The organism is Weissella muntiaci (assembly GCF_008107635.1).
Classification (GTDB): Bacteria; Bacillota; Bacilli; order Lactobacillales; family Lactobacillaceae; genus Weissella; species Weissella muntiaci.
Genome location: NZ_SDGZ01000015.1, coordinates 169,119 through 189,847, shown reverse-complemented (window position 1 = coordinate 189,847; position 20,729 = coordinate 169,119). Strand labels below are relative to the sequence as shown.

The window sequence follows — 20,729 nt, the reverse complement described above, 5'->3', positions numbered from 1 at the left end:
TTACACTTCTCCTTGTAGCTCTTCTGGTGAATATATACCAATATCTTTGACATAAATTGCACCAGAACGTTTAATCCCCTCATTTTGAATGAGGCCTTGTTTAGGGTAGGCAAATGTAACTGTTGCGGCAGCCCGGATGGCAGAGCCCATAATCTCACCAGTAGTTGCATTGAGGCCAGATGGAACGTCAATGGCAACGACTGGAATATTTGCTGCATTAACCCGTTTAATCATCTCGGCAAGTTTAACGGGAACAGGTTTTGATAGTCCAATCCCAAAAAGTGCATCAACGACGACAGAATATTGCCGGAAGTCACGCACGCGACTTTGAGGCTCAAGACCGTAGTTACGGGCGATTTTTAATTGAGTCGTTGTACTTTGTGAAGCACGCTTTTCGTCTCCGACAATCAGTAGATCAACGGAGATTCCTTTTTGCATTAGCAAGCGAGCAACTGCAACGCCGTCGCCACCGTTATTGCCGAGACCGGCAATAACTAGCACGTTGGATAGATCAAAGTTTCCCGCTCCTAAAACTTCATTTACCGCCAAAGCAGCTCGTTCCATTAAAACGAGACTGGGTACACCGATTTCTTCAATAGTGTAGCGGTCATATTTTTGCATTTCTTGAGCAGTTACAGCATGTACCATGCAAAAGCTCCTTTTCTTTTAAATTCTTAGTTCATAATGAACAAATCCATTATAGCATTAGGGAACTACCCTACCTAATTCGGATTTTTTAATTGTTGACAAAATATAAGTATTTAAAAGAAACAAGGTTTTATGATATTCTAAAAACACTAGGATTTTAGAGAAAGTAGGCGTGAATTAATGGACGATTTCAAAATTCCAGAGGATATGCAGGCAGTTGGACAGCGTGTACAGACGATGACAGAGCGTGGTTTTCCAGTTTCTGAAGTTGACGTGATTAAAGAGGCGTTGAAGGACGGTTTACAGTCGATTGTTGATGAACGAATGGAGGGAAATTACTATTATGTTCGATGGGATAGTGACTTCACTGGTTTAAGTATTTTTGACGCTGTGAACGACCTGGTTGGTGAGATTAAGCCACAAGATGGTCAAGCAAGTTTTATTGAACAATTTAAGGATAACGCTGAGCAGGTTTGGCTTTTGTTGGATCAGGAAACTGGCAAATTTGTTGGTCGTTAAAGAAAGAACTATAAAAATTCTTGGTTTTATCATTGTTTAAGTTGGGTTTAATTCGTAGAATGTACTATAAACAACATTGATTTATGTTATTATTTTAGGTAATACATCTATGTTTTTTAGATTAAAGGAGAAATTATTTATGCGTAAGTATATTGCGGAGTTCATCGGAACAATGTTACTTGTTCTTATGGGTACGGGAGCAATCGTTTTTGCTGGTACTAGTTATGGTCCATTGCCAATTGCTTTGGCCTTTGCTATTGCTGTAATTGCTGGGGCAGCTGCCTTCGGTAAGATCTCAGGTGCTCACTTTAACCCAGCTATCTCATTGGGTGCAGCCATTGTCGGCCGTATCACATGGGTTGAATTTGCTGGTTATGTTGGTGCACAATTCCTTGGTGCAATTGCTGGAACTGGAATCTTGTACGGCTTTATGAGTGCCTTTGGTGCCAAGGCTGCTACAATTGCCCAAGTTGGTTTCGGACAAACATCATACACTTCAACTTTGAACTTCTTCTCAGCAAGTGCAATTGAATTCGTCTTGACGTTCTTCTTGGTTCTTGTTGCTTTGATGACAACTGCCAAGTTGAACGAAGGCTCAAACATTGCTCCAGTAGCAATTGGTTTGGTTCTTGGTGGCTTGATCATGATCGGTTTGTCATCAACTGGTGGTTCATTGAACCCAGCTCGTTCATTCGGACCAGCTTTGGGAATGGCCTTGGTTGGATCAACGACTGCATTGGCTAACTATGCTGCCTACTTGGTAGGACCTTTGCTAGGTGGTGCTTTGGCAGCCGTTATTGCAAAGTTCGGTCTTGGATCAGAAAAGTAAAAAATACGGTTGATAGGTATTCTGCCTATGAACTTGGAAAGGCGGATGCAACTGGTTGGTTGCCTTCGTCTTTTTTTAATCATTCCGCTTACATTTTATTAGTGTATAATCAATTAAAAAAGGGAGCGTAAGTCATGGAAGCAATTGAAATTAAGTCATTTGGCGATGTGGATGTTTTACAAGCTGTTGAATTGGCGCAACCAGCTTTGAAGGCGAAGCAAGTATTGGTTAAAAATCGTGCTGTAGCAATCGATCCATATGATGTTAAGTTTGTGATGGGACAAATGGGTGAAGCCGATAAATTGCCACTTGTACCAGGATCGAGTGTGGTGGGGGATGTTATCGCAGTTGGTGAAGCGGTCACGGCTTTTAAGGTTGGTGATCGTGTTGCGGCTACGCGACATCATCACACTTACGCAAGCGAAGTTGTTGTTGGCCAATCAGCATTAGCTTTAGTTCCTGAGGCGGTTAACGATGCAGTGGCCGTTGCTGCTACTTTAGGAGCGGCGATGGGTTATCAAGCAATCGTTGAAGATCTGGATGTACAATCAGGACAGAAGGTTTTGATTCAAGGTGGTGCAGGTGCAGTTGGTTCAGCTGCAGTACAAGTTGCCCTTTTGCGGGGTGCTGAAGTATATGCTACTGCTTCGCCAGCTGATTTTGCTTACTTGCAATCTTTGGGGGCGGTTAACGTCGTTGATTATCATAGCGACTATGAGGCGGAATTGAGTGAATTTGATGCGGTTCTTGATACAATCGGCCGTGACGTTTCAATCAAATCAGCAAAGGTCTTAAAAGCCGGCGGTATGCTGCGAACGGTGCAGGCTTATGACGAGGCGTTGATTGCACAGTATGATATTGATGCCGAATTTATTTTCTTGCAAGGAACAGGGGCCCAATTGGCCGCTTTATTGGACTTGATTGCGGCAGGTAAGGTTGACATTCGAATTGCTCAAGTTAGTCACTTTAACCTAGCTAACTTGCGCCAAGCGCACCAAGAAATGCGTAAGCACGCACCGAAAGGGAAGCTTGTGTTAAGTTTTGTAGATTAGTTGACGATGCTTGATGAAAGAATAATAAGAAAATCCTTGTAATATATTGAATAAAATGATAAAGTTCTAATCAACGAAAGAAAGGGAGAATCTGACCATGAATAATCAACTTACTTTGAACACTATCACCTCCCGCTCAACCATTTTTATAATTGGTTGAGAGCTTTTGCGTGACATAAAAGAACTCTAATTTAAGCCTTTCAGCCAACTTTACCGGTAGGAGTAATCCAGACCGGTTGGCTGAAAGGCTTTTTGTTTTGATATAGAAAAGGAGCTAGGTTATGGATAAGAATGGCAAGGAACTGAATCGGACGATGGGCGTGGCGACTGGGGTATCAATTGTAATTGGTACCGTCATTGGGTCTGGAATTTTCTTTAAGCAAGCGGAGGTGTTGACTAAGGCAGGTGGCACAACTCAGGGATTAATGGCCTGGATTATTGGTGGATTGATTACATTGGCTGCTGGTTTGACGATTGCTGAGGTGGGAGCACGAATTCCAGAAACTGGCGGAATTTATGTTTACATTGGACAACTTTATGGCAAGTTTTGGGGCTTTCTAACTGGTTGGACACAGGTGGCTATATATGCGCCAGGGATTGTCGCCGCACTAGCATCGTATTTTGCATTGCTGTTTGCAAGCTTCTTTGGAATCTCAACCGCGTATGTTCCATGGATTGCACTAGTTACCATTGCATTAATTGCGGGGATGAATTCACTTGAAAATCGAATTCCTTCGGCTTTCCAAGTAGCTACAACAAGTATTAAGTTGATCCCGATTGCTGGTTTAATTATTTTTGGAATTTTCTTTGGTAAGGAGCATGCCCTTAACCATGCGATTACGGTCGCAAGTAGCTCAAACAGCGGTAATTTAGGAATGGCAATTTTAGCAACATTATTTGCTTATGATGGATGGGCAACTTTGACGAATCTGGGTGGTGAATTGAAGAACCCGCGTAAAACAATCCCGCGGTCAATCATTATTGGAATCTTGGTCGTGATGTTGGCCTATGTTGGAGTTTCATATGGTGTGTATCGTTCATTACCAGCCAATGAAATTGTTCGCTTGGGCGATAATGTTCCATATAAGGTCGCAATCACAGCTTTTGGTAATTTGGGTGGACGTTTACTTTCAATTGGAATTATGATTTCAATGTTGGGAACATTGAATGGGAAAATGCTGGCATTTCCACGGATGGTGTTTGCGATGGCTGAAGACGGCTTTTTGCCACGTGCCTTTGCTAAGTTAAATCGATACCAGGAACCGTTTATGGCCTTGTGGATTACTGCTGGTCTTGGAATGGGATTGGTCTTTACGGCGGCAGCTAATTGGTTGTCAGATATGGTTGTATTCATTATCTGGATGTTTTACTTGGCTGTCTTTGTGGGGATATTTAAGTTACGGATGCAAAGTAAGCGCGCAGGATTAAATGATGATCCGGAGATTTTCCAAGTTCCGCTGTATCCGATTATTCCTTTGATTGCGATAGCGGGAGCGATTTTTATTGGAGTCAACACTTTGTTGTCTGAGTTTACGATGGTGATGACGTCATTTGTCTTCGTTATTGTCGGAATCCCAGTTTACTTCTATTATGCACATAAGAACAAAAATTAAAATTCTTTCATAAAAATAAATCTGGTATATTCGACCCTTACTGCTAAACTTGACATTGATAGTGGGAAATTATAGAATTATCACATTAAATTTTAATGAAAATTTGCAATAATGATGTGATGTTGAATGGAGAGAGTTTATGGGACAGAGAAGTTTTTTTTCACAGTTTTGGATGAAAGAAGATCCCCAGACATATGCGGATAAGGATGGTAAGTTAAAACCAGTTCTAGGCACCAAGGAAATGATTGCCATGGGTATTGGAACGGTTGTGGGTGCCGGAATCTTTACGATGCCAGGGATTGTGGCCGCTGAGTATGCTGGTCCGGCAGTGGTGCTGTCGTTCGTTGTGGCGGCGATTATTGCTGGATTGTCGGCATTGGCTTATTCTGAGTTTGCATCGGCGATGCCGTTTGCAGGGTCTGTCTACACATGGGCAAATGTAATCTTTGGTGAATTTACTGGCTGGATGGTTGGTTGGGCAATCTTGGCCGAGTACGTTGTGGCATTGGCGCTTGTTTCATCGTCATGGTCAGCTTACTTTCAGGGCTTTGTGGGTAGTTTAGGGGTTAAAATCCCGACAGCCATTAGTGCTTCATTTAATTTATCAACTGGAGCTTGGTTTGATTTGTTTGGTGCACTGGCGTTGATTGGGGTTGGATATCTAGTCGCACGTGGTATGAAGGGTGTAGCAATTATTGAAAACTGGCTGGTAATTGGTAAAGTAGCCGTTATTTTGATCTTTATTGCAGTTGGACTAACAGCTGTGCATGTGCAAAACTGGCAACCATTTATTCCGGCTCATAAAGCCGGCACTAACTTTGGTGGTTGGCATGGTATCTTGATGGGTGCCTCGCAGGTATTCTTTGCCTATCTTGGGTTTGATATGTTGGCGGCTAATTCTGCTGAGGTCAAGAATGCTCAAAAGACAATGCCCAAAGCAATTATTGGAACGTTAATTATTGCAACACTGTTGTTCGTCGCAGTTGCGGCTGTTTTGACCGGTATGTTCCATTATTCGATGTATGCTGGTAATGCTGAGCCTGCTGCATGGGCCTTGCGACAATCAGGACACATGTTTACGGCTAACTTGCTATCGTTGGTTGCTCTAGTGGGGATGTTTGCTGGTTTGATTGGTTTAATGGTCGGTGGTTCACGACTAGTTTACTCATTTGGACGTGATAGCATGTTGCCAAAAGTGCTGGGCAAGCTTGATAAAAAAGGCCTACCAACAAACGCAGTTTGGTTGTTGACGGCGGTTGGTGTGATCCTAGGTGCGATCTTCCCAGTTGCTGTTTTAGCTAATTTGGTATCAGCGGGGACGTTGATTGCTTTCGTTGTTGCTTCGATTGGTGTGATTTTCTTACGACGTCGTAAGGACATTGATCATTCAGGATATAAGTTACCGTTTTACCCTGTATTACCAATTTTGGCGGCTTTGTCATCATTTGGGTTGTTATTGTCACTTAATATAGATGCACAGCTCTTGATGATAGCATGGCTAATTGCCGGCGCAATCTTTTATCTTTTGTACAGTCGAAGGCATTCGGCTAATTACCAAAAAAATTAACGGAAAAAGGCTGGATTATGATCCAGCCTTTTAATTTGAAACTTTGTATGTATGACACGTTGTTTAGAATGATAATATAAGCTACTCTAAGAAGAGGAAAGCGATGCGGAGGGTTAAATATGACAATGGAAGTGCTGGTCTTAACTACGGGGGGGACAATTGCCTCGATTCAGACAGAACGTGGACTTGCTCCCAATATGGCTGATGAAGTCTTGATTTCATATTTTGAGCGTCGACCAGGTGTGAATTTATCGATTGAATCAGTTATGAGTAAGGACTCGACTAATATGCAACCAGAAGATTGGGTAGCGGTCGCAGAACAGATCATGGCCTATCATGATCAATATGACGCCTTTATTGTTACACATGGAACAGACACGATGGCGTATACGTCAGCCGCGTTGGCTTACCTTCTTTACGGGATTGATAAACCGGTTGTGTTAACGGGGTCACAGGTTCCTTTAGGTGTGTCAGAAACGGATGCGGTACGTAATCTCCATGATGCACTGACTTTTGCTAGCCAAACGACACTTACAGGGGTTTTTGTGGTGTTTAACGGCTTGGCGATGGTTGGGACACGAGCGGTTAAGACAAAGACGCGAAGTTATAATGCATTTGAAAGTATAAATTTTCCATATATTGCTAGCATTTCAGATGGAACGATGGTGCCCTTGTATGAACCAGAGAAGGCGAACCTTGCCATTAAACGGCATATCTCAGTTAACCCGAATATCTTTGTCTTAAAGGCATATCCAGGCTTGGATACCGGTATTTTTGATTACATTATTGAACGAAAATTTGAAGGTGTAATTATTGAAAGCTTTGGGAACGGTGGGCTACCATTCGAACGTCGCAATTTAATTCCTAGTATTGAGAAGCTAACGCAAGCTGGAATTCCAGTTATCATTACGACTCAGATCTTGGAAGAAGGCCAAGATATTTATCGTTATGAGGTCGGACAGCGGGTTGCCGAAGCTGGGGGAATTACAGCTGGGGATATGAATACGGAAGCGATTGTAGCTAAACTAATGTGGATTCTAGCGGTTACTAATGATCGTGAGACGATTTTGGAAATGATGCAAACTAAGATTGCTCATGACCTGGATTTTGTATAATGCAACTTATGTGACAACTGCGAAAGGTGGATGATGATGGCGGATTTAAAGTATGAGATTTTAGAAAAATTTGGCGTGCTTTCTACGAGTAAATCAGGTTGGAATTTAGAGTTGAATTTTGTGCAATGGGGTGACAGTGTCCCTAAGTTTGATCTAAGAAGCTGGTCACCAGATCATAAAAAGATGGGGAAGGGCTTAACTTTGACTCATGATGATCTTGTGGCGTTGAACGGCTTGACCGATCAGATTCTAGTAACTGAGCAAACCGGATCGGTGAACAAGTCGGCTGAACCTTTGGTAGCTGTAGATCAAGATTCAGATGATGATTTCGGTGTACTTCGACGACTATAAAATTTAATTAATTCGGCGACTTCAGCATCTTGAAGTCGCCTTTTGTTTTGGATGATTCTTTATGCGTAGAAGCATAATTATATATTAGTCTTTTGAAATCTCTGTTATGCTCGAAATGTTTGGGGAGCAAACGGAGTAGCAGTGATGAATATATTGATTTTGATGGAACAGATAGCGGTTGATGACTGGCATCAGTTGATGGAACAGATTATTGTAGCGAATATTGAGGTTGTGATAATTACAAAGGATGTAGCTGAACAAATGAGTGTTGAGCGGGAAGGTTGGGATAATTTCTTTCAGACGTGTTGGCACAACGGTTTTGTACATGCATGGCCTGAACCCTCAGCAAATACGAGCAGTGACCGGATGGCCAAGGTGTTAACAAGACGCCCGTTTGAACATGCGTGGAAAAGAAAGCTAACGATTGATGTTGCACAGAATGCTTGTCATGAGTTACATGTACTTCAAGGACTGGGAATAACCGTCGCAATTGCGGAGATTGGTCCGCGAAGATTGGCAATTGCTAAAGAAGGTGAACAGGTTTTAGATTATTTGCATTGGCAGATCAATCCAACGTTACTATTAGCACCAACAAAGGCAAGAAACTTAGTTGAGAGGGCAGGCTGGCTACAACTGACTAATTCGCAAATTGGAGTTAAAGCAGATGCTTGTTATGTAGAAAACTACCTTTTAAAGGAGAGCGTGAAGACTCTAAACCATATTTTTGCTTATGACAGAATTGGCCTGAAGAAGTTTATCTAATCTTGATCTAATGGAAAGTGTAATACACAAATGCTGTGACGGTTTTCTTTTTGGATATTAGTGTGGTTGGCACTTGGGTATTTTTTAGAAACGTTGTATAATAGTAAGTAATCTAGGAAAGGGGGTGATACATTTTGGTAGATTTTAGCAATCAACAAAATGTATCGCCCTTGTAAGGAAACAAGGGCGATACGATTTTGTATAGCTTGATAGGTAACTATCAAACAGCTTATCCTTTATTGCAAATTTGATTTGGATAAGTAAAGAGGGTCTTGGTGGCGAGCCAAGGCTCTTTTTTTGTCTAAATGTGAACATTTTGTGACTATTTAGGATTTTAAGGTTCAGTGAACCTTAGCTGATTAACTTTATAGTAGAATATGGATAGTTAAGTAAATGAATAATTATAAGAGAGGCCTAGCTTATGTCTGGAAATACAATCAAGTTACTAGTCGTCGAGGACGATTTTGCCTTGAATGATACGATTAAAGAAACCATTTTTGACCTAGGAGAAGTTACACAAGTTCATGATGGCGATGAAGGCATGTTTGAAATAGAATCAGGTATTTATGATGCGGTTGTATTGGATGTAATGCTGCCAGGTCGTGATGGATTATCAATTCTAAAGAGTGCTAAGGAACAATTCCCAAGTCTACCAATTTTAATGCTTACTGCTAAAGGTGAATTGACCGATAAAATGGCAGGCTTTAATCTAGGGGCTGATGAATATATCACAAAACCTTTCTATAAAGAAGAATTGTTGGCGCGTTTGAAGACCCTTTTGCGACATACAGGTGTTTTGGGTCAAGATGGGGCCTTGGAAGTTGGAAATGTTGCAATTTACATTGACCAACACAAGGTAATGGTTGATGACGTAGAAATTAATCTCCAGGGGCGTGAGTTTGGTTTATTGGTCTACCTAATGCAACACGTGGGCCAGATTGTAACCAAGGATCAGATTTTTGATCGTTTGTGGGGATTTGATTCTGATACTAGTTTGACGGTCGTGGAAGTTTATATGAGTAATTTACGCAAGAATTTGCGCAATGCGAATGCCAAGGTGAACATCAAAACATTGCGTAACGTAGGATATACATTGAATGAAGCTGTGGAAGATTAAAATTATGGGCCGCAAAAAGAATAAGCGGAAACAATTGGACAATGAATCGGGTGATCTGATTCCTCAGATGAGGTTACCTAAGAAACTGCAGAAGATTCGTAACTCAATGTCGCAACAGGTTAAGATGACCATTTTAACAATCTTTGGATTTGCATTTGTTTTTGGTTTGGTTGGAGTATTTGTTTCTAGCCAATTTCAAGAGGTTCTTTATGCGCGACCACGTAATCAGATTATGGCCCCCTTTCAGGCGGCAACAAATGGTAATAATAACCAAGTTCAATTTAATTCCAATAATACAATTGACTATACAGACACAATTAAGTCAAAGGTTAGCCTACCAGAAGAGAACACTGTTTATGTACGTGAATTAGATCAGCGTTGGTTTATGTTTTATCGGCAGAAGGAAACAGTTTCATTTGTTGATATTACTGTTGAACATCAAACCGTTGAAGTATATCAGGCGCGTCTAATCTGGATCTTTTCGCTGTCGGCAGTTGCATTGTTATTTATGTCCTTGGCCTTGTCACGTGCCAATATGCGACCGATTATGCGTTCGTGGCGTCAACAGCGAACATTCGTAGCTGATGCGGCGCATGAATTTAAAACACCAATGACGGTAATTCAAAATAACATGGAACGAATGTTGGAGCGACCAAATGATACTGTGATGGATCAGGCAGAGAAGGTTGCCAATACATTGACAGAGGTGCGTCATTTAAATCAATTAGTGGGGGACTTATTGACGTTGGCACAGGCTGATGCTGATATTCCACTGTTTGCATTTGAAGATTTTGATTTGGCGAAGACAATGACAGAAGTTGCTGATATTTTCCGCTTTAGTGCGGAAGAACACGGTCAGAAGCTTGAGTTAGAGGTTCCTGAGACGCTGGAAATCACCGGTGATGAACAGCGGTTACGTCAGTTATTAGTAATTTTGACGGATAATGCACTAAAATATGCCGGTGCTGATTCGACGGTTGTGTTGAAGGCCGAAAAAAATGGTAATAATGTTCGGGTGTTGGTTTCGGATACTGGTAAAGGTGTTTCGGATGCAGATAAACAGCATTTATTTGATCGCTTTTATCGGGTTGATAAGGCACGTTCGCGTTCAACTGGTGGTCATGGCTTAGGTCTATCAATTGCTAAATGGGTTGTTCAAGGTCATCGAGGCACGATTACAGTAACAGATACGAAGCCACATGGTACGACTTTTAGAATTGTGCTACCAAGAAATCAGAAAAAAGTGGTTGATTCAAAGTAGGCGGGTGAATGGCTTATCTTTGATAAGACGAACTAAAGGCATTTAACGCTCAGAATGAGTGCTAAATGCCTTTTTATTTGTTGTGATCCAATTCTAAGACGAGGTATGTTAATCAGAATTATGAGGACCTATTGATAGTAACTATAGATTGCATCACGGAAGAATTCCGGTAACTTTGGATAATTTCTATCATAATTCTTTCGGAAACGTTCATCAGCGCAATACATATCAGCAAGGGCTTTATGACTGACCTCGTTAAGTAAGTCTTGTGGCCAGAAGATCTTCAAGAATTTGATGTGTAACGTGACTGCTTGATTTGCTATGGCTTGGTCTTGATCAAGGTAAGCGGTCTCGAGTAGTTCAAGCATTTGTTGATGGATTGTATTGGCGTCTGTAAGTTCTGTTTGGGTTGCGGCTAGATATTGCTCGTTTGAGCGGGCAAAAGTATCGGTTCCCCAACGTTGTTGGACTTCTTCGCCGTACTGAGTGGTATTTTGTGCTAATTGAGCCTCCTTGAAAAGCTTAAAGTCGTGATCATTCATTTGATATTCTCCCATGGTTAGTTTTTTTTCTAAATTAGTAATTAATACATTTAATTGTGTTCGCGCCGTTTTTAGACGATTGAGATGCTTATTCAGTGTTGCCTGTTCAGAAGTATTGTCGGCAAGGATGATTTTAATCTCATCAATTGGTAAATCTAGTCGGCGCAGACTCATAATATAAAAAATCCTGGTTAGATCATTTTCGGAATAAAGCCGATAATCATTTACATCTCGTTGGGGATTAAGTAGGCCCTTTTCTTCCCAATGCCGTAATGTCTTTGAGGTTAAATTGGTCATCTTAACAAGTTGTTTGATGTTCATTAATTTAGGCATTTATAATTACCTCCGTTCGTTGATATTTACTATATACCTTGACCTAAGGGAAAGGTCAAATGTTTGATTGCAATAAAAAGATTCCAAAGATTAGGATTAATCTTTGGAATCTTTTCTACTATTTAAATTTAGCGTTCTTTTAAGACATCAGCCATTGTCCAGAGTGGATCGTCGCTGCGATCACGGTTGGCATCACTTGTATCCAGCGGACGCAGGATCGCTGCTGCCTTTGCTTTAGCAGCTTCGCCGGCTGGGAAGAGGTGTGGTGGTAAGCTCAGATCAGTACCGGCCTCGTCCTTGGTTTCATCGATCCAGAAACCAGAGGTAATTAGTGCCTGTTCATAATTGTCGATCTTTGCCAAACCAGCTTGCACGTCCTGAAGGGCACCGACACCTGGTGTGTCAGTGGCAATCTCAAATAGGACGCCGGGTGCAATCTGGAAATATTCTGAAGAGAAGTAATAGCGATCAACTAAACCTGAATGACGGAAACGATATGCATTGATTCGTTCGACCCAATAATGAAGCGCTTCGGGATCGGCGACTCGTAGTGCCATATGATGAATTGAACCGTAAGCTTGGAGGGCGAATTGCTTATCATCTGATTCTTCTACAATGACGGTTGCGCCGTTACCACCAGCGCCAACTTCGAAACGATGAAAAGAGCCATCAGTACCAAGGTATTTAAAGCCAAGGACTTCTTCTAGAATTCCTTTGACATTTTCAACTGCAGGAAGCTTGATGAAAGTAGGACCAAGGCCGATGATTGCATGTTCTTTGGCAACGTTTGACTTTTCCCAAGGAATTCCGCCTACAACGCCTTCGTTTTGTTCATCAGAAATAAGTGCATACTGTTGATTGTCAAAGTCAACGAAATTCATAAAACGCTTTCCAAAACGTTCATTGATTGGTCCGTGGGCAACTTGCGCTTCGTCAAAGCGTTGCGCCCAGTATGACAAAGATGCATCAGTTGGCACGCGGAAAGAAGAGCGATCAATACTGTAGTTACCGTGTTGACCTTGTGGAAGCCCAGGAAAGTCAAAGAAGGTAATATCGGTACCCGCATTGCCATCTTCGTCAGTGAAATAAAGGTGATAAGTTTGATAATCATCTTGATTGACAGTGAGTTTGGCTAAGCGTAGTCCGAGAATGTTGGTGAAGAAATCATAGATTCTTTGAGCATTTGAAGTAATCTCAGTTACGTGATGGATTCCACCGATTGGGAAGCGTTCGTCGATATTTGTCATAGTTATTAATCCTTATCTTTAGTAGTTGTGTCAAACCATTCTTTGACGGCATTGACTTCGGCTTGAGTCAAATGATGACCGCCTGCGTTTTGGAAAATCGTCAATTGGCAACCAGACCTTTCCAAATTTTCTTTGAGTTGATTGAAATTATTTTCTGAAACGATTTGATCATGTTCGCCGAAACTCAAAAAGACCCGTTGACCAGTTAGGTTTTGTAAATCATCAGTAACGCTGGTTAATTGCATTGCATGCAGGCCGACAACGCCTGCAAAATCAGTGGAACGACTCATGTATATATGCAAGCCAATGTTGGCACCATTTGAGTAGCCCATGACGATCATTTTGGTCAAATCAAGTTGATAGTGGGCTGCTAAACGACGGATTTCAGCAAGCAACCAGGTGCTTTCTTCCTCCAATGACTCTAGATCAAAATCACCGAGTGCGAAACGATTAAAGTAGCGATTCATGCCGTTTTCATTGACGCGGCCACGAATTGCTAGAACCGGGTGATCTGGTGCAACTAATTCGGCCAGACCAATCAGTTCTGTTTCGTCACCGCCGGTGCCATGCAATAAAAGAATTGGAGCTAAATCCTGATTTCCAGCGCGAAATAAATGGCGGACAGGATCCTGAGCTGGTTCACTGAGTGGTTGATTGACCATATAACGACCTCCATAGGATATTTGCTAACTTAATTTTTTTAGATCTTACTAACATAATAACACTTACGAAATGTAAGTAAATAGTTTGATAAAAGTTATTTTGGGAAAAGGTACCTTTTATGCCTTGAATACTTGTGAAACATTTCCCGTGAAACATTGAAATAAGGCTATTTTTGCGGTATGCTTGAGTTTAATTGTAGATAATGTGGAGAGACAAAATGACCCCAGAAGAATTTGCGGCGGCTTTACGCGAACATCACGTAGAATTGAGTGCGCAACAAATGGCACAGTATCAGCAATACTATCAACGTTTGGTTGCTGTGAATGAACATATGAATTTAACGGCGATTACCGCGATGAATGAGGTTTATTTGAAGCACTTCTATGACTCATTGACCTTGGCTTGGGCCTATCCTGCACTACAGACGGAGCCTTTACGAATGATCGATGTTGGCGCTGGTGCTGGTTTTCCGTCATTACCATTAAAAATAGCTTTTCCGCAGTTGGAAATTACAATCATTGATGCGTTAAACAAACGGATTAATTTCTTACGCGAGTTAGTCTCGGAATTGGGGCTTGAAGGCGTCCATGTGGAGCACGCGCGGGCAGAAGAGTTTGGTGGTAAAACATCTCCAGCACGTGAAAAATATGACTTGGTCACAGCGCGTGCCTTGGCACGATTGAATGTGCTAGGTGAGCTGACCTTACCATTTGTTAAAAAAGGCGGTGCCTTGTTGGCAATGAAGGGTAGTCAGGCAGATGATGAGCTTGCCGAAGCAAATCAAGCGATCACGATTTTAGGTGGGAAAATTGCTGAGCAGATCGACGTAAGTCTGCCAAATGGTGATCCGCGCTCAGTCATTATTATTAATAAGGTTAAGAATACACCGAACAAGTATCCACGTAAGCCGGGTGATCCCGTGCGTAAGCCATTATAGGAGGAAAACATGGGAATAGTAATTGCTTTGGCAAATCAAAAGGGTGGCGTTGGTAAAACCACGACAACCGTTAATTTGGCAGCATCCTTGGCTACTAAGGGTAAAAAAGTCCTGATTGTTGATACTGATGCCCAAGGTAACGCAACTAGTGGGTCTGGTATTCAAAAATCAACGATTGAAAAGGATATCTATGATGTATTAGTTCATGATGAGCCAATGAAAAATGTAATCTTGCCAACTTCGCATGCTGGGATGGAGATTGTCCCAGCAACGATTCGATTGGCGGGAGCCGAACTTGAACTAGCCCCAGCCATGGCGCGCGAGATGCGTCTGAAGAATGCCCTGAAGGATATTCGCGATGCCTATGACTATGTATTGATTGATAATCCACCTGCAATCGGGGTGATTACGATTAATTCCTTCACGGCAGCTGATAGTATCCTGATTCCTGTCCAGGCTGAGTATTATGCTTTGGAAGGGTTGGGTCAGTTGTTGAATACGGTTAAACAAGTACAAAGTTTTTATAACCCTGACCTGGAAATTGAAGGGGTTTTGATGACGATGGTTGATGGCCGGACCAATCTATCAAATGAAGTTGTTGATAACGTTCGTGAATATTTTGGTGACAAGGTTTACGATACCTTTATTCCAAGAAACGTCCGTTTGTCTGAAGCGCCATCACATGGTATGGCAATTATTGATTATGATCCAAAGTCCAAGGGGGCTGAGGTTTATACTGATTTGGCAGAGGAGGTTTTGTTGGCCCATGGTGACAAGTAAGAAAAAATCAGCACTGGGTGGCGGTCTAGGTGCCCTTTTTGCTGAACAAGGCGTTGATACAACGGCGGCAAGTAATGATACAATTCGTCATCTTTCCTTGACTAAGGTAACGGCAAATCCCTTTCAACCACGTCACGTCTTTGATGAAGCGGCGTTGGCAGAACTGGCAAAGTCAATTGAAGAAAATGGCGTTTTGCAACCAATTATTGTGCGACATGATCCTAAGGACAATGCCAAGTACCAGATTTTGGCCGGCGAGCGTCGGTGGCGTGCAGCACAACTTGCGAGCTTAAACGATATTCCGGCAATTGTACGCAAATACGATGATGATGTAATGATGCAGGCAGCGATTTTGGAAAACTTGCAACGTGAGAATCTATCACCACTTGAAGAGGCTCAGGCATACCGATCAATGATCGATACACTGCATTTGACGCAGGAGCAGGTTGCGAAGCGTTTAGGTAAAGCTCGTTCGGTTGTAGCAAATTTCTTGCGTTTGCTGAATTTACCAGATGAGGTCAAGGAATTATTGGACGCCGGTGAGCTTTCGATGGGGCAGGCACGGACGTTATTAGGACTCCATAATAAGCGACGCATTTTGCCAGTTGCAAAGCGTGCCGTTGCTGAAGGAATGACCGTCCGTCAAGTTGAGCAGTTGGTTAATCAATTGAATGAACAAGCGGATGATAATCGACTAAAGAAGCAACCTGAGAATGCCAGTTTTATCAAGGCAACAACGAGTGCACTTGAAGATAAATTTGGTACTAAGGTTAATGTCACACGAAATCGCAAGGGTGCTGGAAAGATTGAGATCAATTATCTGTCAAATGATGATTTGGATCGGATTTTCCAGATCTTGGATCTTTCCTTTGATGATTAATAAGGATTTACAATGATAGAATATGATTTACACGACATTGTAATGATGAAGAAACCGCATGCTTGTGGTGCCAATGAATGGGAAATCAAGCGAATGGGAATGGAGATTCGCTTGGAGTGTCAAGGATGTGGTCATCAAGTTACAATGCTTAGAAATGATTTTAATAAACGTTTAAAAAAGGTTTTGCGGAAAGCTGACCAAGAAAACTAGAGAAAAAGGTGAACAAAGTGGCACTTACAGCAGGAATTGTTGGTTTACCAAATGTTGGTAAATCAACATTATTTAACGCAATCACAAAGGCTGGGGCCGAAATGGCTAACTATCCTTTCGCAACAATTGAGCCAAATGTTGGCATGGTTGAAGTTCCTGATGCGCGGTTGACGCGTATTCAAGAATTGATCCCTGCCGATAAGGTTGTCCCAACAACTTTTGAATTCACAGATATTGCTGGAATTGTTAAGGGAGCTTCAAAGGGTGAAGGTCTTGGTAATAAGTTCCTGGAAAATATTCGTCAGGTGAACGCAATTGTGCATGTAGTTCGAGCATTTGATGATGATGATATTACACACGTTAATGGAGTGATTGATCCACTTGACGACATCGATACCATCAATACAGAACTTGTTTTGGCGGATCTTGAGGCAGTTGAGAAACGTTATGCACGGGTCGAGAAAATGGCAAAAACAGCCAAGGATAAGGATGCGATTGCTGAATTTAAAGTGTTGGAGCAATTAAAGCCAACTCTAGAGGCCGGTAAACCAGCTCGTTCAATTGATTGGGATGATGAAGAGCAAAAGATTGTCCGTGGTTTGTTCCTGTTGACTTCTAAACCTACATTATACGTAGCAAACGTGGCTGAAGACGATATGGCTGATCCAGAAGCGTCAAAGTACTTCCAGCAAATTAAAACATTTGCTGCAGCTGAAGGAGCTGATGTGATCGGGATCTCAGCTCGAGCAGAAGAAGAAATTGCTGGTATGGACGACGAGGATAAGGCTGAGTTTATGGAATTGCAAGGGATTACAGAACCTGGATTGAATCGTTTGATTCGTTCAGCCTATCACTTGTTGGATTTACGGACGTTCTTTACTGCTGGGGGTAAGGAAACCCGCGCCTGGACTTTCCGAGCTGGTTTTAAAGCTCCTCAGGCGGCTGGAGTTATTCACACCGATTTTGAACGTGGATTTATTCGTGCCGAAACAGTCGCTTTTGATGATTTGGATAAATATGAGACAATGAAGGCAATTAAAGAGGCTGGACGTTGGCGCTCTGAAGGTAAGGAATACGCCGTCCAAGATGGTGATATTATCGAATTCCGCTTTAATGTATAAGGGAGCATGGAAGATATGACTGAAGTAAACGAACAAGCGACCACTCCCGAGTTACCAAGTCGGGCTGAGCTGGCAAACTCTGGATTAACCAATCGGAACCAGCTCTTTATGCATCAAGTGGTTGAATTGGCAACTGAGCCGGGACAGGCTGAACTAGCAATGAAGATTCAAGCACAGTTATTGGAAGGCCAAAAGAGTGGTCAGACAGCTAGACAAATGTTTGGAACGCCGGCTCAGGCTCTTGGCTTGGCCAAGCAGGTTGCCGTTGAAGAGGAAGGCTTAACGCCAAACCAAATTTATGCGGCTCATCCATTTTGGCAGTTAGTATTAGATAACGCGATGGCGTTTGGAATGTTATTCATGGTCATGTTTGGCTTTATGTTGGCATTTAGTAGCAATGTTTCACGTGAATCAGCCGGGGCGGCAGGATTAACGTCATTGATTGGTACGGCCGTCTTTGGAGCAATCTTCTTCTCATTGGCAACTAAGTTCTTAGCTGCTAAGGGTGGTTCGAGAATTGTGAAATTCTTAGGAGCTGCATTACTATTCGTGGCATGGTTTGGCCTATACTTGCTGTTGGCAGGTCTACCAGCCGCTGTGAATCCAATTATGCCAGGCTGGGTTTACCTTGTACTGGCTGCGATCACATTCTTTGCCTTCCGTTATTGGCGGGCACGGACTAAAATCGTTGGAGGCTTTTTGGGCGGAACACGTCGGCCAAGAAATCGTTAGACTGAAAGGGCGAAACAATGAAAATTTTGATTGTAGATGATGATCACGAGATTGCTGAACTCCTCGAGATTTATGTGAAAAATGAAGGCTATGAACCAGTGATTGCCAGTGATGGTAAGGAAGCAATGATGCATTTGCGAACGACTCCAGATATCGGTCTTGTAATTTTAGATATTATGATGCCCGAGATGAATGGTACTGAAGTTGTTAAAGAAGTGCGTAAGGACAATCCTGTGCCGATTTTGTTGTTGTCTGCTAAGTCAGGCGCGATGGATAAGATTCAAGGTTTGATTACTGGTGCTGATGATTATGTGACGAAGCCTTTCAATCCATTGGAAGTAATGGCACGTGTTCGCGCTTTGCTACGTCGTTCAACGAACGCAATGCAACAAATCACGCCAGAAGTTTTGGATATTGGGGCTTTGACAATTAATAAAGACAGTCATGAAGTTAAAACAGCCGATGGTTCAGATGTTGGTTTGACAGCCCTTGAGTTTGGAATTCTTTATTTGTTAGCATCACATCCAAATCGGGTATTCTCAGCTGACGATATCTTTGAACGTGTTTGGCAACAAGAATCAGTTGTTTCAGCTAAGACGGTGATGGTCCACGTCTCACATCTACGAGACAAGTTGGAGGCCGCAACTGGTGGCAATCAAGTTGTCCAGACGGTATGGGGTGTTGGCTACAAAATTGAAGTTCTGTAAATTAAATATAGGAGAGTAGGGATGCAACAAAGTAGAATTGCTTGGCTGATTTTTTGGGTCAAAACCTTTGTTTCGGCCCTGCTTTTTGTTTTTGCGGGTGTTGGCGTGTTGTTGGTGCTCGAACGTCGGTGGCAGTCAGAATTGTTATTACATCAATTGTTGATCAGTTGGCAACATGACCCAATGACTGTCCTGGCGGTTGGTGGTATCGTTTGTTTAATATGGCTAATATTTGTCCGTGAATTTTACAGTCAAGTGTTGCTGATTAAATTGGCTGATGAAGTTAGACAGTTAGAAGTCCACGCACGTGAAACAAAAAGCACAGGGCTGACAGTAAATAAGTACGGCTGGCGCCTACGGCCACTAACAGGCGCAATCAATAATGTCTTCGATTCAGCACAAACGGCAATGGCTGAGGAACGTGCGATAGAGCGATCTAAAGATGAGATGATAACAAATGTCTCGCATGACTTGCGTACCCCGCTTACTTCAATCTTAGGTTATTTAGGATTGATTGAAAATGATGTGGACGGTAAATTACCACGCCAGGAAATGGCCAAGTATGCTGATATTGCCTATAATAAGGCGGGACAAATGAAATCGTTGGTTGAAGATCTATTTGACTATACGCAAGTGCGCCAAGTCGATTTTCAATTACATTGGGCACCACTTGATTTAGCAGCAATGTTACAGCAATTGGCAGTCAATTATGAATTGGAAGCGCGGAATAAGGATGTGGTTATCTCGGCGGTGACAAATCCTTCAACGATTGAGATGACTGGTGATCCAGATCGTTTGGCACGCGTATTTATGAATTTGATTGCAAATGCGCTCAAATATGGTGACGGAGCAACCTTCATTCGTTTAGCAGCAAAAATTGTTGATGATGGGCGTGTTGTCGAAGTTCGGATTGCTAACAATGGTGAACAAATCCCGGCAGAATCAGTTGATCGACTTTTCGACCGCTTCTATCGTGTAGAGAGTTCACGGAATACTAAAACTGGTGGAACTGGCCTCGGTTTGGCGATTGTTAGCAGTGTGGTTGAAGCGCACGGTGGCTCAGTGAGAGCAGAGTCAAATGCGGAATTAACGACTTTTATAATTCGTTTACCTTTGCAAGATCAAGAAGCGTAATTAGAAACTAGGTGGCTTGAGGCCACCTTTTTTCGTTGATAATATAAAGCGCTTACATTAAATTCTGATATGACTTATACTTTCAGTAATCAATAAATTGTTATTGATGATGATTATGATGAGCATAGAGGAGTGAGAATTATGGCAAACGTATCGACAGCATCAGCACAATGGCAGGGCGACCTAGAGCATGGCTTAGGTTTGATTAGTTTGGACTCGTCGCAGGTATTAACAGAGACACCGTATAATTTTAAGGCGCGTGCAGAGCATAGCGCTAGCATTACAACACCAGAAGAATTATTAGGTGCTGCGCATGCCGCATGTTTTAGCATGGCATTTTCGATGGTTCTAGGCGAGCAAGGATTGAAGGCGGAGAGTATTGATACGCAAGCAAATGTCACGTTTGCAATCACGGCTAATGGGCCCGAAATCACCCAGATTCAGCTTAAAAACCATTGCAAGATTGACGGTATCACCCCAGAAGATTTTCAAAAGTTGGCAAACGTAGTTAAGGATACTTGTCCTGTCTCAAAGGCTTTAAGTGGGGTAAAGATAACCTTAGAAGCAAGCTTGAATTAATAAACAAAACCCCTTGGTGGCTTCAGACCG

General features: G+C 42.3%; 23 protein-coding genes. 19 read left to right on the top strand and 4 right to left on the bottom strand.

Annotated elements, in window-relative coordinates:
- On the bottom strand, positions 1-648 hold the full coding sequence (locus ESZ50_RS07150) for an NAD(P)H-hydrate epimerase (protein WP_148622876.1): 648 nt from the start codon (positions 646-648) through the stop codon (positions 1-3).
- A 180-nt stretch (positions 649-828) separates the two neighbouring features.
- Here ESZ50_RS07150 and ESZ50_RS07145 point away from each other — a divergent pair, with 180 nt between their 5' ends.
- The 10 genes from ESZ50_RS07145 (at position 829) to ESZ50_RS07100 (ending at position 10,834) form a co-directional block, all read left to right on the top strand.
- Positions 829-1,167, top strand: a complete 339-nt coding sequence (locus ESZ50_RS07145; protein WP_148622875.1) for a hypothetical protein — start codon at positions 829-831, stop codon at positions 1,165-1,167.
- 109 nt (positions 1,168-1,276) lie between these two features.
- Positions 1,277-1,996 (top strand): MIP/aquaporin family protein, encoded by a 720-nt coding sequence (locus ESZ50_RS07140; protein WP_281282884.1) that lies wholly within the window; start codon positions 1,277-1,279, stop codon positions 1,994-1,996.
- A 134-nt stretch (positions 1,997-2,130) separates the two neighbouring features.
- Positions 2,131-3,048 (top strand): NADP-dependent oxidoreductase, encoded by a 918-nt coding sequence (locus tag ESZ50_RS07135; RefSeq protein ID WP_148622873.1) that lies wholly within the window; start codon positions 2,131-2,133, stop codon positions 3,046-3,048.
- Between the two features lie 281 nt (positions 3,049-3,329).
- Positions 3,330-4,661, top strand: a complete 1,332-nt coding sequence (locus ESZ50_RS07130; RefSeq protein WP_148622872.1) for an APC family permease — start codon at positions 3,330-3,332, stop codon at positions 4,659-4,661.
- A gap of 139 nt (positions 4,662-4,800) precedes the next feature.
- Positions 4,801-6,228 (top strand): APC family permease, encoded by a 1,428-nt coding sequence (locus ESZ50_RS07125; RefSeq protein WP_148622871.1) that lies wholly within the window; start codon positions 4,801-4,803, stop codon positions 6,226-6,228.
- Between the two features lie 119 nt (positions 6,229-6,347).
- Complete coding sequence (locus tag ESZ50_RS07120) at positions 6,348-7,343, top strand: asparaginase (protein WP_148622870.1); 996 nt, start codon at positions 6,348-6,350, stop codon at positions 7,341-7,343.
- A 36-nt stretch (positions 7,344-7,379) separates the two neighbouring features.
- Positions 7,380-7,694, top strand: a complete 315-nt coding sequence (locus ESZ50_RS07115; protein WP_148622869.1) for a YdbC family protein — start codon at positions 7,380-7,382, stop codon at positions 7,692-7,694.
- A gap of 144 nt (positions 7,695-7,838) precedes the next feature.
- Positions 7,839-8,456: a hypothetical protein gene (locus ESZ50_RS07110; RefSeq protein WP_148622868.1), complete on the top strand. Its 618-nt coding sequence runs from the start codon at positions 7,839-7,841 to the stop codon at positions 8,454-8,456.
- Positions 8,457-8,877: 421 nt separating this feature from the next.
- Positions 8,878-9,573 (top strand): response regulator transcription factor, encoded by a 696-nt coding sequence (locus ESZ50_RS07105; protein ID WP_148622867.1) that lies wholly within the window; start codon positions 8,878-8,880, stop codon positions 9,571-9,573.
- Positions 9,554-10,834, top strand: a complete 1,281-nt coding sequence (locus tag ESZ50_RS07100; protein ID WP_246111528.1) for a sensor histidine kinase — start codon at positions 9,554-9,556, stop codon at positions 10,832-10,834. The genes ESZ50_RS07105 and ESZ50_RS07100 overlap by 20 nt, the downstream gene beginning before the upstream one ends.
- Positions 10,835-10,962: 128 nt before the next feature.
- Here ESZ50_RS07100 and ESZ50_RS07095 read toward each other — a convergent pair whose 3' ends face one another.
- The 3 genes from ESZ50_RS07095 to ESZ50_RS07085 all read right to left on the bottom strand — a co-directional run bounded on the left by ESZ50_RS07095 (position 10,963) and on the right by ESZ50_RS07085 (position 13,618).
- Positions 10,963-11,709 carry a MerR family transcriptional regulator gene (locus ESZ50_RS07095; RefSeq protein WP_148622866.1) on the bottom strand — a complete coding sequence of 249 codons (747 nt, stop codon included), beginning with the start codon at positions 11,707-11,709 and terminating at the stop codon, positions 10,963-10,965.
- Between the two features lie 128 nt (positions 11,710-11,837).
- Complete coding sequence (locus ESZ50_RS07090) at positions 11,838-12,956, bottom strand: VOC family protein (protein WP_148622865.1); 1,119 nt, start codon at positions 12,954-12,956, stop codon at positions 11,838-11,840.
- A gap of 5 nt (positions 12,957-12,961) precedes the next feature.
- Positions 12,962-13,618 (bottom strand): alpha/beta hydrolase, encoded by a 657-nt coding sequence (locus ESZ50_RS07085; protein WP_148622864.1) that lies wholly within the window; start codon positions 13,616-13,618, stop codon positions 12,962-12,964.
- A gap of 218 nt (positions 13,619-13,836) precedes the next feature.
- Between ESZ50_RS07085 and rsmG the strand changes: the two genes are divergently transcribed.
- The 9 genes from rsmG to ESZ50_RS07040 all read left to right on the top strand — a co-directional run bounded on the left by rsmG (position 13,837) and on the right by ESZ50_RS07040 (position 20,699).
- Positions 13,837-14,556, top strand: a complete 720-nt coding sequence (rsmG, locus tag ESZ50_RS07080; protein WP_148622863.1) for a 16S rRNA (guanine(527)-N(7))-methyltransferase RsmG — start codon at positions 13,837-13,839, stop codon at positions 14,554-14,556.
- A gap of 9 nt (positions 14,557-14,565) precedes the next feature.
- Positions 14,566-15,336, top strand: coding sequence for a ParA family protein (locus ESZ50_RS07075; RefSeq protein WP_148622862.1), 771 nt, complete (start codon positions 14,566-14,568; stop codon positions 15,334-15,336).
- Positions 15,326-16,216, top strand: coding sequence for a ParB/RepB/Spo0J family partition protein (locus tag ESZ50_RS07070; RefSeq protein WP_425473114.1), 891 nt, complete (start codon positions 15,326-15,328; stop codon positions 16,214-16,216). Before ESZ50_RS07075 ends, ESZ50_RS07070 begins: the two co-directional genes overlap by 11 nt.
- Before the next feature lie 12 nt (positions 16,217-16,228).
- A complete protein-coding gene (locus ESZ50_RS07065) occupies positions 16,229-16,426 on the top strand; it encodes a DUF951 domain-containing protein (RefSeq protein ID WP_148622860.1) in 198 nt (65 codons plus the stop codon).
- 17 nt (positions 16,427-16,443) lie between these two features.
- A complete protein-coding gene (ychF, locus tag ESZ50_RS07060) occupies positions 16,444-17,547 on the top strand; it encodes a redox-regulated ATPase YchF (protein ID WP_148622859.1) in 1,104 nt (367 codons plus the stop codon).
- A gap of 15 nt (positions 17,548-17,562) precedes the next feature.
- On the top strand, positions 17,563-18,279 hold the full coding sequence (locus ESZ50_RS07055) for a DUF1129 domain-containing protein (RefSeq protein WP_148622858.1): 717 nt from the start codon (positions 17,563-17,565) through the stop codon (positions 18,277-18,279).
- A 17-nt stretch (positions 18,280-18,296) separates the two neighbouring features.
- Positions 18,297-18,986, top strand: a complete 690-nt coding sequence (locus ESZ50_RS07050) for a response regulator transcription factor (protein ID WP_148622857.1) — start codon at positions 18,297-18,299, stop codon at positions 18,984-18,986.
- A gap of 21 nt (positions 18,987-19,007) precedes the next feature.
- Positions 19,008-20,120: a sensor histidine kinase gene (locus ESZ50_RS07045; RefSeq protein ID WP_148622856.1), complete on the top strand. Its 1,113-nt coding sequence runs from the start codon at positions 19,008-19,010 to the stop codon at positions 20,118-20,120.
- Between the two features lie 141 nt (positions 20,121-20,261).
- Positions 20,262-20,699, top strand: coding sequence for an OsmC family protein (locus ESZ50_RS07040; RefSeq protein ID WP_148622855.1), 438 nt, complete (start codon positions 20,262-20,264; stop codon positions 20,697-20,699).
- Positions 20,700-20,729 lie beyond the last annotated feature (30 nt).

Bases quoted from the DNA above. Each gene is read 5' to 3' on its own strand.
- ESZ50_RS07085 (WP_148622864.1), bottom strand. From the start codon at position 13,618: ATGGTCAATCAACCACTCAGTGAACCAGCTCAGGATCCTGTCCGCCAT.
- rsmG (WP_148622863.1), top strand. From the start codon at position 13,837: ATGACCCCAGAAGAATTTGCGGCGGCTTTACGCGAACATCACGTAGAA.
- ESZ50_RS07125 (WP_148622871.1), top strand. From the start codon at position 4,801: ATGGGACAGAGAAGTTTTTTTTCACAGTTTTGGATGAAAGAAGATCCC.
- ESZ50_RS07115 (WP_148622869.1), top strand. From the start codon at position 7,380: ATGGCGGATTTAAAGTATGAGATTTTAGAAAAATTTGGCGTGCTTTCT.
- ESZ50_RS07140 (WP_281282884.1), top strand. From the start codon at position 1,277: ATGTTTTTTAGATTAAAGGAGAAATTATTTATGCGTAAGTATATTGCG.
- ESZ50_RS07090 (WP_148622865.1), bottom strand. From the start codon at position 12,956: ATGACAAATATCGACGAACGCTTCCCAATCGGTGGAATCCATCACGTA.
- ESZ50_RS07040 (WP_148622855.1), top strand. From the start codon at position 20,262: ATGGCAAACGTATCGACAGCATCAGCACAATGGCAGGGCGACCTAGAG.
- ESZ50_RS07145 (WP_148622875.1), top strand. From the start codon at position 829: ATGGACGATTTCAAAATTCCAGAGGATATGCAGGCAGTTGGACAGCGT.
- ESZ50_RS07075 (WP_148622862.1), top strand. From the start codon at position 14,566: ATGGGAATAGTAATTGCTTTGGCAAATCAAAAGGGTGGCGTTGGTAAA.
- ESZ50_RS07135 (WP_148622873.1), top strand. From the start codon at position 2,131: ATGGAAGCAATTGAAATTAAGTCATTTGGCGATGTGGATGTTTTACAA.
- ESZ50_RS07150 (WP_148622876.1), bottom strand. From the start codon at position 648: ATGGTACATGCTGTAACTGCTCAAGAAATGCAAAAATATGACCGCTAC.
- ESZ50_RS07100 (WP_246111528.1), top strand. From the start codon at position 9,554: ATGAAGCTGTGGAAGATTAAAATTATGGGCCGCAAAAAGAATAAGCGG.
- ESZ50_RS07105 (WP_148622867.1), top strand. From the start codon at position 8,878: ATGTCTGGAAATACAATCAAGTTACTAGTCGTCGAGGACGATTTTGCC.
- ESZ50_RS07055 (WP_148622858.1), top strand. From the start codon at position 17,563: ATGACTGAAGTAAACGAACAAGCGACCACTCCCGAGTTACCAAGTCGG.
- ESZ50_RS07130 (WP_148622872.1), top strand. From the start codon at position 3,330: ATGGATAAGAATGGCAAGGAACTGAATCGGACGATGGGCGTGGCGACT.
- ESZ50_RS07065 (WP_148622860.1), top strand. From the start codon at position 16,229: ATGATAGAATATGATTTACACGACATTGTAATGATGAAGAAACCGCAT.
- ESZ50_RS07050 (WP_148622857.1), top strand. From the start codon at position 18,297: ATGAAAATTTTGATTGTAGATGATGATCACGAGATTGCTGAACTCCTC.
- ESZ50_RS07120 (WP_148622870.1), top strand. From the start codon at position 6,348: ATGACAATGGAAGTGCTGGTCTTAACTACGGGGGGGACAATTGCCTCG.
- ESZ50_RS07045 (WP_148622856.1), top strand. From the start codon at position 19,008: ATGCAACAAAGTAGAATTGCTTGGCTGATTTTTTGGGTCAAAACCTTT.
- ESZ50_RS07095 (WP_148622866.1), bottom strand. From the start codon at position 11,709: ATGCCTAAATTAATGAACATCAAACAACTTGTTAAGATGACCAATTTA.
- ESZ50_RS07110 (WP_148622868.1), top strand. From the start codon at position 7,839: ATGAATATATTGATTTTGATGGAACAGATAGCGGTTGATGACTGGCAT.